Source organism: Amycolatopsis sp. NBC_01286 (assembly GCF_035982555.1).
Taxonomy (GTDB): Bacteria; Actinomycetota; Actinomycetes; order Mycobacteriales; family Pseudonocardiaceae; genus Amycolatopsis.
Window position 1 is genome coordinate 10,039,254 of the sequence record NZ_CP108428.1, and the last position, 12,986, is coordinate 10,052,239.

Here is a 12,986-nt window from a genome sequence, read left to right on the forward strand (position 1 = left end):
CCGCCGCGGCGGCCCCGGATCACCGGTGAGTAGCCACATCCCCCGGTGGAGAACGGGTTTCCGGGCGTGCTGGGATGGTCGGGTGCGGAGCGTGTGGCCACCATCACCGGGCGAGCTGACCGGGGCCGACCTGGAGGCGATCTACGCCTACCCGGCGGCCCTCGACCGGTCGTGGGTCCAGGTCAACTTCGTCGCCTCCGCCGACGGCGCCGTCGAGGTCGACACGACGTCCGCGGGCCTGTCGCACGCCGCCGACCGCGAGGTCTTCCTGCTCGGGCGCGATCTCTGCGACGTCGTCCTGGTCGGCGCCGGCACCGCGCGCGCCGAGGGCTACCGCGGGGTCCGGGCGAGCGCGAAGCGGCTCGAGCGCCGGCGCCGGCTCGGGCTGGCGGACGTCCCGCCCATCGCCGTCGTGACGCGCACCGCGGACCTCGACCCGCACTCTCCGTTGTTCACCGACACGATCGTGGCCCCGATCGTGGTCACGACCACCGGCGCCGACACCGCGCACCTGGCCGGCGTCGAGGTCCTGCGCGCCGGGGACGCCGACGTCGACCTCGCGCTCGCGCTGGACCTGCTGGCCGGGCGCGGCCTGCGCCGCGTCGACTGCGAAGGCGGGCCACGCCTGTTCGCCGGGCTGATCGCCGCCGATCTCGTCGACCAGCTGTGCCTCACCGTCGCGCCGCTGCTCGTGGCGGGCGGCGCCGGGCGCATCGCCGCGGGTCCGGCCCTCGCCGCGCCGCGCGCGCTGGCCCTGGCGTCGGTCCTGGTCGAGGACGGCTTCACGCTCCTGCGCTACCGCCGGGGTGGCGGATGACCGACGACGCCACGCTGGTCGAACGGGCCGCCGGCGGCGACGAAGCCGCGTTCGGCGTGCTGGTGCGCCGGCACACGCCCCGGATGTACCGGGTCGCGCTGCGGATCACCGGCAGCGCCGCCGAGGCCGAGGACGTCGTGCAGGAGGCGTGGCTGGCCGCCTGGCGCTCGCTGGGCGGCTTCCGGCACGAGTCGGCCGTGTCGACGTGGCTCTACCGCGTCGTCACCAACGGCGCGCTCGCGATGCTGCGCCGCCGGAAGCCGACGATCTCCCTGGACTCACCCGAGCCCGCCGGGAAGTCCACTGTGGACAGCGCACTGCTCGCGGCGGCCGAACCCGGGCCGGAGGGGCGCGTCGTGCGCGCCGAGGAGGTCGACGCCGTGCTGCGCGCGATCGGCCGGCTCGAGCTGTCCCAGCGGGTGCCGCTGGTGCTGCGCGAACTGGAAGGGCTGAGCTACGAAGAGGTCGCCGAAGTGCTCGACGTGAACGTCGGCGCCTTGCGCTCCCGCCTGCACCGGGCCAGGGTGGCGCTGCTCGCCGAGCTGAGGGAGCGGTGATGGACCCGGAACAGGACCCCCGCTGGGACGCCGTGCGCGCGGCCGCCCGCCGCCGGGTGCCGACCCCGCCCGGCCTGGTCGAACGCGTGCTGCGCACGGTGGCCCGCGGCCGCCGGACGGCGGTGGACGTGCCCGGCGAGGAAGGCAGCCTGCGCGTGACCGAGCGGGTCGTCGGCCGCCTGGCCTCGGCGATCGCCGCCGCACGGGCGCCCGCGGGCGTGCGGATCTCGGCCGTCGCGGTGGAGGACGACGTGGTCCAGGTGCTGGTGTCGGTCCGCTTCGGCCTCACCGCCGACGAAGCCGCCGAGACGCTCCGGCGGGAGATCGCCGCGGAGCTGGCGCGGCAGCTGGGCGTGGCCACCGTGGTCAACGTGCACGTCGTCGACGTCCACCCCGACTGAAACATTCCCCCGAATGGGTGACCTTGCGTGAGAGCCCCGTGGTCGCGGGCATCGTAGGGACGACAAGACCGCTCGAAAGGAGCCTGCAGGCATGCATCCGGAACGGACCGAAAGCCCCGGCCTGGTGACCCCGCTCAACGAGGAGGGCGCCGCCGGCCGCACCACGATCTCGTCGCTGGTGGTGCAGAAGGTCGCCGGGATGGCCACCCGCGAGGTCACCGGGGTGCACGCGCTGGGCGGCGGCATGTCGCGGGCGTTCAGCGCCCTGCGCGAGCGCATCCCCGGCTCCGGCACGGTCACCACGTCCGGCGTGTCGGTCGAGGTCGGCGAGAAGCAGACCGCGATCGACCTCGACGTCGTCGTCGAGTACGGCGCGCGCATCGCCGACGTCGCCCGCGCGGTGCGGCGCAACGTGATCACCGCCGTCGAGCAGATCACCGGCCTCGAGGTGATCGAGGTCAACATCGCCGTCAACGACATCCACCTGCCGGGTGAGGACGAGCCCGAACTCCCATCGCGGGTGGAGTGACCGGGCGGGGTGCGCGGGACGACCCGGAGGCCCGTGCGGCCTTCCGGGAGTTCGTGCGCACCCACCACCCCGACGTCGGCGGCGACCCGGCCGAGTTCGCCGCCGGGCTCGCCCGGTTCCGCGCCGGCAAGTCCGAAGTGGACCCGGCGATCGGTGACGCCCGGTTCGACGCGCCAATCCGCTTCGTGGTGAACCGCCGCGGGGTGGCCGCGGTGCTCGCGCGCCTGCGCAAGCGCCGCCGTCCGCCCCGCGTCAAATGACCTCCCCGCAGTGAACATCCGGGGCCTTGCCCCGGGCCGGGGGCTCCGCCACCCGGACCCCCGCAAGAAGAGGTTTCTCCCCGCCTGTCCTTGGAGGACAACGTGAACGCAACGCAGACCGGGCTCCTGGCCGGGCTCATCCTCGGCCTGGCCGCGACCCAGGGGTTCACCGCGTTCCTGGTGACCCTGGCCGTCGGGATCATCGGGCTGGTCGCCGGCCGGGTGCTCGACGGCGAACTCGACCTCGGCGAGCTGTTCGGGAAGGGCCGCGACAAGTGAGCCGGCTCCTCGACGTGCCGCGCGAGCTCGCCGAACCGGACGAGCGCGGCACCCTCACCATCGGGCACGCGGTGGTGCGCAAGGTCGCGCAGCACGCCGCCGACCAGGTGCCCGGCACCGCGCGGGCCGGCAAGAAGGGCGCGCACGCGCGGGTCGGCGGCCACGACAACGACGTCGATCTGGCGCTCGACCTGGCCCTGCACTACCCGGCGGCGGTGCGCGCGGTCGTCGGCGTCGTGCGCGAGCGCGTCGTCGACGAGGTCGAGCGGATCACGTCCTACCAGGTGCGGACCCTGGCCGTGACGGTGTCGGCGCTGCTGCCCGACGTCCCGCCGAGGGTGCGGTAACCGTGCGCCTGTTCGTCCGGCTCCTGTCCACCCTGCTCGGCCTGGCCTTCGCCGGCGCCGGGATCCTGCTCGCGCTCGAGGTCGGCTGGCACTGGTGGCGCCCGGGGTCCGGGCCGCTGCTGGTGCCGTGGCCGCGCTGGCAGGCCGGGCTCGCGGCCCTGGGCTGGGACGCCTACACCGTCCGCGTCGGCGCCGTCGTGCTCGCCGTCGCCGGCCTGGTGCTGCTGCTGTGCGCGCTGGCCGCCGGCAACCGCGCGGTCCGGCTGACCGACCCGGCCGACGAGGTCAGCGTCTCGACGTCCCCGCGGTCGCTGGCCCGGCTCGTCGGGCTCGTGGTGCGAGCGCAGGACAACGTCGCGGGCGCGACGGTCACCGCCAGCGCCCGCCGGGTCCGGGTCCGCGCGACCAGCCGGCTCGAAACCGAGGGCGAGCTACGGCCGCGCCTGCTGGAGACCGTGGCCACGCTGCTCGACGACGTCCCGCTGGCCCGGCGGCCGAAGGTCAGCGTCGTCGTCGACTCGCCGAAGGACCGCCGATGAGCAAGTCAGCCGCCACGAAGGCGCTTTCCCGGTCGTACGCGGGCGAACGCGTGCTGACGTTCCTCGTCGGGCTGCTGGCCCTGCTCGGCGGCGCGCTCGCGCTGGTCGTCGGCGCGGGCTGGCTCGGCGAGTTCCGCGGCCGGCGCCCGCTGCTCGACCCGATGGCCGTCGACTGGCTGGGCGGGCACGCCACGCCCGCTCGCATCGCCGCGATCGTGCTCGGCCTGCTCCTGTTCGTGCTGGGCCTGCGCTGGGCGGTGCGGTCGCTGCGCCCGGAACCGCGGCCCGACCTGGCCCTCGACGACACCGAAGGCGCCGAGCTGGTCGTCACGGCGGGCGCGATCTCCGACGCGGTCCAAGCCGACGCGGAGCAGCTCGACGGCGTCAGCCGCGCCCGGGTCCGCGCGGTCGGCTCGCGGACTTCTCCCGCGTTGCGCATCACCCTGTACCTGCACGAGGGCACCGACCTCAAGCGCGTCTGGGAGGACCTCGACCTGCGCGTGCTGACCAGGGCGCGCGAGTCCCTCGGCCTCGACGTCCTGCCGACGGCCGTGCGCCTCGAGCTCGACACGGGCCGGGCCGAACGCGTGCGCTGAGCGGCGTTGTTCCGCAGAATGCCGTCATGCCCCTACCGCTGCAGCCGCCGCTGAAGCCGATGCTCGCCAAGCCCGCCAAGGCCATCCCGGACTCCGGCGGGCTGCTGTTCGAGCCCAAGTGGGACGGCTTCCGCTGCATCGTGTTCCGCGACGGTGACGAGCTGTACCTCCAGTCCCGCGCCGAGAAGCCGCTCAACCGGTACTTCCCGGAGGCGGTCGCGCGGCTGCTCGAGATCCTGCCGCCGAAGGTCGTGCTGGACGGCGAGCTCGTCGTCGCGCGGGACGGGCGGCTCGACTTCGACGCGCTCACCCAGCGGATCCACCCCGCCGAAAGCCGCATCACGCTGCTGGCGGACGAGCAGCCCGCCGAGTTCGTCGCGTTCGACCTGCTCGCCCTCGGCGACGAGTCCTTCCTCGACGAACCGACGTCGGCCCGCCGCGAACGGCTCGAGAAGCTGGCCGACGGCCGCATCTCGCTCACCCCGGCGACCACCGACCCGGACACGGCGCGGCACTGGTTCGAGCTGTTCGAGGGCGCCGGCCTCGACGGCGTCATCGGCAAGCCGCTCGACGAGCCGTACGCCCCCGGCAAGCGGGTGCTGCTCAAGTACAAGCACCTGCGCACCGCCGACTGCGTGCTGGCCGGGCTGCGCTGGCACGTCGACGGCGGCCCGGGCGACCTCGTCGGCTCGTTCCTGCTCGGCCTGCACGACGACGCGGGCGTGCTGCACCACGTCGGCACGATCGGGTCGTTCCCGAAGGACCGCCGTCGCGAGCTGGCCGAGGAGCTGGCGCCGCTGATCACCGACGGCGAGGACCACCCGTGGGGCGGCAAGGCCACCGGCGAGGCGCAGCGGATCCCCGGCGGGATCACCCGCTGGCGCGCCACCGAGCACGAATGGGTGCCGCTGCGGCCCGAGCGCGTCGTCGAGGTGGCCTACGAGAACACCGAGGGCGGCATGCCGTCGCGGTTCCGGCACAACGCGCGGTTCGTGCGGTGGCGCCCGGACCGCGAGCCCGCGTCGTGCGACTACGGCCAGCTCGACGAGCCGGCCCGCTACGACCTCGACGCCGTGTTCCGCGGCCAGGTGGTGCGCACCCGCTAACCCGCGTCCCACACCGGACGTGGAAAGCTCACGGGTGTTCCGGCCTTGATCTACGTGAGGACTTCGCCCGTGCGCCGCCGTTCCCGTCTGCTGGTCGCGCTGCTCGCCCTGGCCTCCGCCGCGGGCTGCGCCGCGGGGCCGTCGGTGCGCCCCGCGCTGGTCGAGAACGACGGCCCGGCGAAGTCGGCGGCGCCCAGCGCGACGCCGCCGGTCCCGCTGCCGCCGCTGGGCGAGCCGCAGTCGTCGACGTTGAAGTGGTCCGACTGCGACGACGACACCCGCCAGCGGATCGGCACCCCGCCGGTCCCGGACAGCCTGCACTTCACCTGCGCCCGCGTGTCGACCCCGGTCGACGCGCCGGGCGAGCCGCGCCGCTCGGTCATGCGGCTGCTGGCGCTCAAGGTCGGCGCCGGGCCGGTGCCGCTCGTCGTCGTCAACGACGTCGGCGGCGAACCGGGCACGATCTACGCCGCCCGCCTCGCCACCACGCTGCCGCCGGCGTTCCTGGAGAAGTTCTCGCTGATCGGCCTGGACCGGCGCGGCACCGGGATGTCGGGCGCCGTGCAGTGCGTGCCGGCCGAGATCCGGCACGACCTGATCGACGCCGACCCGGCGCAGGGCGGCCTCGCCGATGTCCTGGACGCCGCGCGCAAGGCCGGTCAGCAGTGCGCCATCGAGCTGGACGACACGCAGACCGCGCTGGACAGCTGGCGCGCCGCGGGCGACCTCGACGAGCTGCGCAAGCAGCTGGGCATGGAGCGGCTCGACGCGCTCGGCCGCGGCGACGGCTCGAAGGTGCTTGCGGAGTACGCCGTGCGCTTCCCCGGCCAGGTCGGCCGGATGGTGCTCGACGGCGTGCCCGACCCGGGCCCGGACTCGGCCGCGGTGCTCGACGCCGTCGCAGCCGGCGCCCAGTCCACTTTGGACGCTTTCGCGGCCGACTGCGCGGCGCGCGGGTGCTCGCTCGGCGACCCGAAGGCCGCCCTCGCCACCCTGACCGACCAGCTGCGCGCTTCGCCGCCGTCGAACGACGACGGGAGTGCGTTCGGCCCGGGCGTCGCGATGTTCGCCGTCTACTCCGGACTGACGCAGCGCTCGCGCTGGCCCGAGCTGGCCGACGCGATCACGGCGGCCAAGGGCGGGACCATCGCGCCGCTGGCCGCGTTCGCCGCGCCGGCGCTGCACGACTCGCGGGCCCAGCCGTCGCGGCTCGACTCCACCATCGCGACGCACTGCAACGACAGCCAGACGCGCCTGTCGGCCGACCAGCTCGACCAGGTCGTCGGCGGGATGCGCGCCAAGTACCCGCAGTTCGGCGCGGTCGTCGCCCAGGAGCTGGCGTGGTGCGGCCCGTGGCCGGTGCGGACCGAGCCGCTTCCCCCGGCGGGCGCCCCGGGCGCACCGCCGATCCTGGTCACGGCCACCGCGGCCGACCCGGTCACCCCGCAGGTGGGCACCACCCGCGCGGCCGACCAGATGCCGTCCGCGGTGACGCTGACCTGGCAGGGCGCGGGCCACGGCGCGCTGGGCGCGTCCCCCTGCGTCACGGACGCGGCCCGCGGCTTCCTCATCGACGGCAAGATCCCCGCCGACGGCACCCTCTGCCCCGCCTGACCCGTGATCAGCGGGTCAGCACGCGTGATTGAGCAGTCATCACTCGTGATTGAAGGGTCGACACGGCGTCGCGCATCGTGTCGACCCTTCAATCACGCGTGTCGACCCTCTGATCACGCGTGTCGACCCCTCCATCACGCCGTCTACTGGCGGTAGGACTCGACCTCGGAGACCGGGCGGGCCTGGGCGTCTTCCGGGTTCTCGTGGAACTCGGTTTTCGCGCGGCGCTGCCGGAGCAGGTCCCAGCACTGGTCGAGCTGCTGCTCGACCGAGGTGAGCCGGTCCTTGTCGGTGCCGGCCAGGCCCACGCCCACCGAGCGCGACCGGAGCTCGTGCTCCTCCGCGATCAGTTCGTCGATCCGGCCCAGGATCTCGCTGTCGGCCATGTCTCCTCCTCGGGTCACGCGGGTTTCGCTCGTGCAGACGCTACCGCGCGCCCGGGAATTCCCGCCGCGCCCACGTCGTTGACCAGGTCATGAGCACCGTTGAGCTGACCGCCGAGAACTTCGACCAGACCCTCAATGACCACGAGTTCGTCCTCATCGACTTCTGGGCGAGCTGGTGCGGCCCGTGCCGTCAGTTCGCGCCGGTGTACGAGAAGGCGTCGGAGAAGCACGAGGACATCGTGTTCGCGAGCGTCGACACGGAGGCGCAGCAGCAGCTCGCGGCCGCCTTCGACGTCCGGTCGATCCCGACGCTCGCGATCATCCGCGACAAGACCCTGATCTACGCCCAGCCCGGCGCGCTCCCCGAGCCCGCCCTGGAAGAGCTGATCAAGCAGGCGCGCGACATCGACATGGCCGAGGTCAAGCGCAAGGCCGCCGAAGCCGAGACGGCCGAGCAGGCGTAACGCCCGAAAGCCGTGAAGGCCTCCTTACCGGCCGTAAGAGCCGGTAAGGAGGCCTTCACGGCGTTTCAGGACCGGGTGGCCAGCCCGCGCAGGAAGAACCCGAGGTTGGCCGGGCGCTCCGCGAGACGGCGCATGAAGTAGCCGTACCACTCGTCGCCGTAGGGCACGTAGACGCGCATCCGCGAGCCCGACGCCGCGATCCGCGCCTGCTCCTCCGGGCGGATGCCGTAGAGCATCTGGAACTCGTGGTCGTCGGACGACCGGGTGTTCTCGATCGCCAGCGCCGCGGCGATCTCGATCATCCGCGGGTCGTGCGAGGCCACCATCGGGTAGCCCTGTCCGGCCATCAGGACGCGCAGGCAGCGCACGTACGACTTGTCGACGTCGCCCTTGTCCTGGAACGCGGCCGACTCCGGCTCCGCGTAGGCGCCTTTGCACAGCCGCACCCGTGAGCCCGGGCCGGACAGCTCGCGGCAGTCCTGCTCGGTGCGCCGCAGGTACGCCTGGAGCACCGCGCCGACCCACGGGTACTCGCCGCGCAGCTCCCGCAGGATGCCGAGCGTCGAGTCCGTGGTGGTGTGGTCCTCCATGTCGAGCGTCACGGTCGCGCCGACCGCGTCCGCCGCCGCGCAGATCTTCCGGGCGTTCTCCAGCGCGACGTCCTCGCCGTTCGACGGCAGGAACTGGCCCACCGCCGACAGCTTCACCGAGACGTCCGCGCCGGCAGCGAGCCCTTCCGAGGCCAGGGCCGACAGGACGGCTTCGTAGGCCGCGACCGTCGCCGCCGCCTGCGCGGCGTCGGTGGTGTCCTCACCCAGGTGGTCGAGGGTGATCCGCCGGCCATCCGCGGCCAGTTCCCTGGCCACGCGGACGGCGTCGGCGGTCTCGGACCCGGCCACGAACCGGCGCACCACGGATCGCGTGGCGGGCACCGCTTCGACGAGCCGCCGGATGCCCTTCGAGCGGGCGGCGGCGAGCAACGGGGCACGCAACATGACGGGACCTCCTCAGCCCTGGTGGGGGTAGCGGACGCTGGTCGGCGGGACGAAGGTTTCCTTGATGGACCGCGGGCTCGTCCAGCGCTGCAGGTTGAAGATCGAGCCGGCCTTGTCGTTGGTGCCCGAGGCCCGCGCGCCGCCGAACGGCTGCTGGCCGACGACCGCGCCGGTCGGCTTGTCGTTGACGTAGAAGTTGCCGGCGGCGAACCGCAGCGCCTCGGACGCCTTCGCCACGGCCGTGCGGTCGTTCGCGATGATCGCGCCGGTCAGCGCGTAGGACGCCGTCTCGTCGACGAGCTTGAGCACGGCGTCGAAGTCGCCGTCTTCGTAGACGTGCACCGAGAGGATCGGGCCGAAGTACTCGGTCGAGAAGATCTCGTGCTTCGGGTTGTCCGAGACGAGGATCGTCGGCTGGACGAAGAAACCGTCGGTGTCGTCGGCCGTGCCGCCGGTGAGGATCTCCACCGAGGCGTCACCCTTGACGCGGTCGAACAGCGAAGCGTGCTTGTCGAACGCGCGCCGGTCGATCACCGCGCCGCCGAAGTGCGACAGGTCGGTGACGTCGCCGTAGGACAGGGCTTCGGTCTCCGCAACGAGACCGTCCTTCACCCGGTTCCAGACGCTGCGCGGGATGTAGGCCCGCGACGCCGCGGAGCACTTCTGGCCCTGGTACTCGAAAGCGCCGCGGACCATCGCGGTGCGCAGGACGTCGACGTCGGCCGACGGGTGCGCGACGATGAAGTCCTTGCCGCCGGTCTCGCCGACCAGCCGCGGGTAGGAGCGGTACCCGGCGATGTTCGCGCCGATCGTGCCCCAGAGGTGCTGGAACGTCGCGGTCGAGCCGGTGAAGTGGACGCCGGCCAGGTCGCGGTGGGTCAGGGCGACCTCGGAGACGGCCTGGCCGTCACCCGGCAGCAGGTTGATGACGCCCGCGGGCAGACCGGCCTCTTCGAGCAGCCGCATGGTCAGGTGCGCGGCGAACGACTGCGTCGGCGACGGCTTCCACAGCACGGTGTTGCCCATCAGCGCGGGCGCGGTCGGCAGGTTGCCGGCGATCGCGGTGAAGTTGAACGGCGTGATCGCGTAGACGAAGCCTTCGAGCGGCCGGTGCTCCAGCCGGTTCCACACACCCGGCGAGCTGATCGGCTGCTCGGTGAGCACGCGGCGGCCGAACTCGACGTTGAAGCGCCAGAAGTCGGCGAGCTCGCAGGCGGAGTCGATCTCGGCCTGGGTCGCGGTCTTGGACTGGCCGAGCATGGTGGCGGCGTTGATCGTGGCGCGCCACGGGCCGGTCAGCAGGTCGGCCGCGCGCAGCAGGATGGCGGCGCGGTCGTCGTAGGACAGCGCGCGCCACTCCGGCGCGACCGTCGCGGCCGCGGTGATGGCGTCCGTGGTGTCCTGCTGCGTGGCGCTGTGGATGGTGCCCAGCACGTGGCGGTGGTTGTGCGGCTGCACGACGTCGATCTTCTCGCCGCCGCCGGGACGCTGCTCGCCCCCGACGGTGACCGTGAGGTCGACGGGTTCCGCCTGGCCCAGCCGCTTGAGCGCGCCCTCGAGTTCCGCGCGCTCCGCGCTACCCGGCGCGTAGGTCAGCACCGTCTCGTTCTTCGGGGCGGGGGTCTGGGTCACGGCGTCCACGGCGGCTCCTCTGCAGCGCTCTTCCAAGTCCTGATGCCCCGAACGGTAACCCCGGACACGTGTTCTGGGTTTGTCCGAACGGCTAAAATCACCGACATGAGCTTGTCCGATCGGCTGACCCGCAGGTGACGGCCGGGACGTCGCTGCGGCATGTGCTCGCCACCCTCGGCGAACCGCTGGTCGAGGTCATCGTGGCGCCGCACGGCCTCGGCGTGCCGGTCTCGGACGTCGTCATCCTCGACCCCGAAGACCCCTTGGAAGCGAGCCCCGGCGACCTGGTGCTGGTCATCGGCGCGCGCGGGCGGGCCGCGGCACCCGCGATCCGCGCGGCCGGCCGCGGCGGTGCGGCGGCCGTCGCGGTCAAGGGCACCGGCGGTGCCGAGGTGGCCGCGGACGCCGGCGTCGCCCTCCTCACCGTCGGCGCCGAAGCCCGCTGGGAGCAAGTGGAGTCACTCGCCCGTGGTGTCGTCGAGGCCGCCCGCGCGGGCGGCGAAGCGGCGAGCGGCGAGGTGCTCGGCGACCTGTTCGCCCTGGCGCAGACGATTGCGACCCTCACCGGCGGGCTCGTCAGCATCGAGGACACGGCCAGCCGCGTGCTCGCCTACTCCCGCGCCGGCGACGAGGTCGACGAGCTGCGACGGCTGTCGATCCTCGGCCGCGAAGGCCCGGAACGCTACCTCGCGCTGCTCCGCGAATGGGGCGTTTACCAGCGGCTTCGCGCCGGCGAGGGGATCGTGCGGATCGACGAGCGCCCGGAGCTCGGCATCCGGCGGCGGATCGCCGCGGGCATCCACGCCGGCACGCAGCCGCTCGGCACGATCTGGGTCCAGGAAGGCGCCCAGCCGCTCACCGAGCAGGCCGAGCTGGCGCTGCTCGGCGCGAGCCGCGCGCTCGCCCCGCAGCTGATCCGCGCCCGCACGCTGCCCAGCCCCGAGCTGCGGCTGCGCGAGGACCTCCTGGCGAGCCTGCTGGAAGGCAGGCTGGACGCCGAATCCGTCGCCGACGACATCGGCGCCGACCCGTCGCGGCCGGCGCAGGTGCTCGCGTTCGCCCTGGAGCGATCGGACAACCGGCAGCTGCGGCGCGCCGAGCTGGTGCACCTGATCGCCGTGCACACCGCCGCGTACCGGCGCAGCGCGCTGGTGAGCGTGATCGGCGGCCGTGTCTACGCGCTGCTGCCGGACCTGCCCGAGCACTCGGACGCCGCGGTCCTGGCGCTGGCCCGCGAGATCGCCGGCGCGGCCCGCCGGCACCTGGACGTCCCGGTCCGGGCGGCGCTCGGCGGCGTCGTGCCGCGGCTGTCCGACGCCGTCGCCTCGCGCGGGGACGCCGACCGCGTCCTGGCCACGATGGCGCGCGGGCACTGGCCGTCCGACGTCGCGTCGCTGGCCGACGTCCGCGCCGAGGTGCTGCTGTCGGAGGTGCTGGCCCACCTCGGCGACCAGCCGCGGATCCGCGACCCGCGGCTGACGACGCTGGTGGCGCACGACGCCGAGCACGGCGGCATCCTCGTCCCCGCCGTGCTGAGCTGGCTCGACGCGTTCGGCGACGTCCGCGCCGCCGCCGCGGCGCTGAACGTCCACCCCAACACCGTCCGCTACCGCGTCCGGCGCGCCGCCGAAGTGTCCGGTGTGGACTTCGGCGACCCCGCGCAGCGGATCCTCACCCAGCTGCAGCTGCGGCTCTGAATCGCTACCTTGGCCGACGTGGATCTCTTCTCGCGGTCGTGGACGGCGTTGCGCGCGGCGGTAGCCGGTCTCGAAGGCGGCCAGTGGGCCCAGCCGTCGGGCTGCACCGGCTGGCTGGTGCAGGACCTGGTGTTCCACCTGGTCATCGACGCGCAGGACGTGCTGATCACCTTGGTGACGCCGACCGACGCGGAACCGGACATGGACGCGGTGACGTACTGGCAGCCCGCGGACCTGCCGACGGGCGTCGACGCGGAAGCGGCGTTCGTCCGCCGCGGCGCGGCGGCCTACCGCGACGCCGACGGCCTCCGCCACCACTTCGACGACCTGGCGGGCGCCGCCGGCCGAGCGGCGGCCGCGGCGGACCCAGCGCGGCGGGTGGGGACGACCGACCGGGTCATCACGATCGCCGACTACCTCGGCGTGTACGTCGTGGAGTGGACGCTGCACCACCTGGACCTGGTCGCGCACCTGCCGGAGGTGGCCGGGCCGCCCGCAGAGGGGTTGGCGTACACCCGGCAGGTGCTGGAGAAGTTCGCCGGCACGACGATCAGCGACCGGCTGGACGACACGGACGCGCTGCGGGTGGTCACGGGCCGCCGCGCCCCGACGGAAGCGGAGACGGCCGCGCTGGGCACCCTCGCCGCCCGGCTGCCGTTGGTCCTCGGGTGATCGCGCGAGAACGACGTCGCCGAACCGTCACGGATAATTGACGACACGATAGTCCGATACTCGGAATTTCATTCACCGACGCGATATCGCTCGAA

At 73.6% G+C, this 12,986-nt stretch carries 17 protein-coding genes; 14 read left to right on the forward strand and 3 right to left on the reverse strand.

Annotation, left to right across the window (positions count from 1 at the left end):
* Window positions 1-91 precede the first annotated feature (91 nt).
* The 11 genes from OG570_RS45195 (at window position 92) to OG570_RS45245 (ending at window position 7,045) form a co-directional block, all read left to right on the forward strand.
* Window positions 92-817: a dihydrofolate reductase family protein gene (locus tag OG570_RS45195; protein ID WP_442788234.1), complete on the forward strand. Its 726-nt coding sequence runs from the start codon at window positions 92-94 to the stop codon at window positions 815-817.
* Complete coding sequence (locus tag OG570_RS45200; RefSeq protein ID WP_326947757.1) at window positions 814-1,374, forward strand: RNA polymerase sigma factor; 561 nt, start codon at window positions 814-816, stop codon at window positions 1,372-1,374. The genes OG570_RS45195 and OG570_RS45200 overlap by 4 nt, the downstream gene beginning before the upstream one ends.
* Window positions 1,374-1,775 (forward strand): hypothetical protein, encoded by a 402-nt coding sequence (locus OG570_RS45205; RefSeq protein ID WP_326954765.1) that lies wholly within the window; start codon window positions 1,374-1,376, stop codon window positions 1,773-1,775. The genes OG570_RS45200 and OG570_RS45205 overlap by 1 nt, the downstream gene beginning before the upstream one ends.
* Before the next feature lie 91 nt (window positions 1,776-1,866).
* Complete coding sequence (locus OG570_RS45210) at window positions 1,867-2,304, forward strand: Asp23/Gls24 family envelope stress response protein (protein ID WP_247049077.1); 438 nt, start codon at window positions 1,867-1,869, stop codon at window positions 2,302-2,304.
* On the forward strand, window positions 2,301-2,564 hold the full coding sequence (locus OG570_RS45215; protein WP_326954766.1) for a hypothetical protein: 264 nt from the start codon (window positions 2,301-2,303) through the stop codon (window positions 2,562-2,564). The genes OG570_RS45210 and OG570_RS45215 overlap by 4 nt, the downstream gene beginning before the upstream one ends.
* Before the next feature lie 102 nt (window positions 2,565-2,666).
* Window positions 2,667-2,843 (forward strand): hypothetical protein, encoded by a 177-nt coding sequence (locus OG570_RS45220; protein ID WP_013224542.1) that lies wholly within the window; start codon window positions 2,667-2,669, stop codon window positions 2,841-2,843.
* Window positions 2,840-3,190 (forward strand): hypothetical protein, encoded by a 351-nt coding sequence (locus OG570_RS45225; RefSeq protein ID WP_326947754.1) that lies wholly within the window; start codon window positions 2,840-2,842, stop codon window positions 3,188-3,190. The genes OG570_RS45220 and OG570_RS45225 overlap by 4 nt, the downstream gene beginning before the upstream one ends.
* A 2-nt stretch (window positions 3,191-3,192) precedes the next feature.
* The gene (locus OG570_RS45230; RefSeq protein WP_326954767.1) at window positions 3,193-3,729 is read left to right on the forward strand and encodes a DUF6286 domain-containing protein; all 537 of its coding nucleotides are present in this window, start codon (window positions 3,193-3,195) and stop codon (window positions 3,727-3,729) included.
* Window positions 3,726-4,325 carry an alkaline shock response membrane anchor protein AmaP gene (locus OG570_RS45235; protein WP_326954768.1) on the forward strand — a complete coding sequence of 200 codons (600 nt, stop codon included), beginning with the start codon at window positions 3,726-3,728 and terminating at the stop codon, window positions 4,323-4,325. The genes OG570_RS45230 and OG570_RS45235 overlap by 4 nt, the downstream gene beginning before the upstream one ends.
* Before the next feature lie 26 nt (window positions 4,326-4,351).
* The gene (locus OG570_RS45240; RefSeq protein ID WP_326954769.1) at window positions 4,352-5,431 is read left to right on the forward strand and encodes an ATP-dependent DNA ligase; all 1,080 of its coding nucleotides are present in this window, start codon (window positions 4,352-4,354) and stop codon (window positions 5,429-5,431) included.
* A 69-nt stretch (window positions 5,432-5,500) separates the two neighbouring features.
* The gene (locus OG570_RS45245; RefSeq protein ID WP_371827491.1) at window positions 5,501-7,045 is read left to right on the forward strand and encodes an alpha/beta hydrolase; all 1,545 of its coding nucleotides are present in this window, start codon (window positions 5,501-5,503) and stop codon (window positions 7,043-7,045) included.
* 143 nt (window positions 7,046-7,188) lie between these two features.
* Here OG570_RS45245 and OG570_RS45250 read toward each other — a convergent pair whose 3' ends face one another.
* Window positions 7,189-7,431, reverse strand: a complete 243-nt coding sequence (locus OG570_RS45250) for a DUF2630 family protein (protein ID WP_247049070.1) — start codon at window positions 7,429-7,431, stop codon at window positions 7,189-7,191.
* 89 nt (window positions 7,432-7,520) lie between these two features.
* Here OG570_RS45250 and OG570_RS45255 point away from each other — a divergent pair, with 89 nt between their 5' ends.
* Complete coding sequence (locus tag OG570_RS45255) at window positions 7,521-7,895, forward strand: thioredoxin family protein (RefSeq protein ID WP_247049069.1); 375 nt, start codon at window positions 7,521-7,523, stop codon at window positions 7,893-7,895.
* Window positions 7,896-7,960: 65 nt separating this feature from the next.
* Here the strand turns inward: OG570_RS45255 and OG570_RS45260 are convergent, their stop codons facing one another.
* Window positions 7,961-8,890 (reverse strand): proline dehydrogenase family protein, encoded by a 930-nt coding sequence (locus tag OG570_RS45260; protein ID WP_326954770.1) that lies wholly within the window; start codon window positions 8,888-8,890, stop codon window positions 7,961-7,963.
* Between the two features lie 12 nt (window positions 8,891-8,902).
* The gene (gene pruA / locus OG570_RS45265) at window positions 8,903-10,531 is read right to left on the reverse strand and encodes an L-glutamate gamma-semialdehyde dehydrogenase (RefSeq protein ID WP_326947748.1); all 1,629 of its coding nucleotides are present in this window, start codon (window positions 10,529-10,531) and stop codon (window positions 8,903-8,905) included.
* A 125-nt stretch (window positions 10,532-10,656) separates the two neighbouring features.
* On the opposite strand from pruA, the gene OG570_RS45270 reads away from it, so the two are divergent.
* Window positions 10,657-12,219 carry a PucR family transcriptional regulator gene (locus tag OG570_RS45270; RefSeq protein ID WP_326954771.1) on the forward strand — a complete coding sequence of 521 codons (1,563 nt, stop codon included), beginning with the start codon at window positions 10,657-10,659 and terminating at the stop codon, window positions 12,217-12,219.
* An 18-nt stretch (window positions 12,220-12,237) separates the two neighbouring features.
* Entirely contained in the window at window positions 12,238-12,891 is a 654-nt protein-coding gene (locus OG570_RS45275) for a maleylpyruvate isomerase N-terminal domain-containing protein (protein WP_326954772.1), read from the forward strand.
* Window positions 12,892-12,986 lie beyond the last annotated feature (95 nt).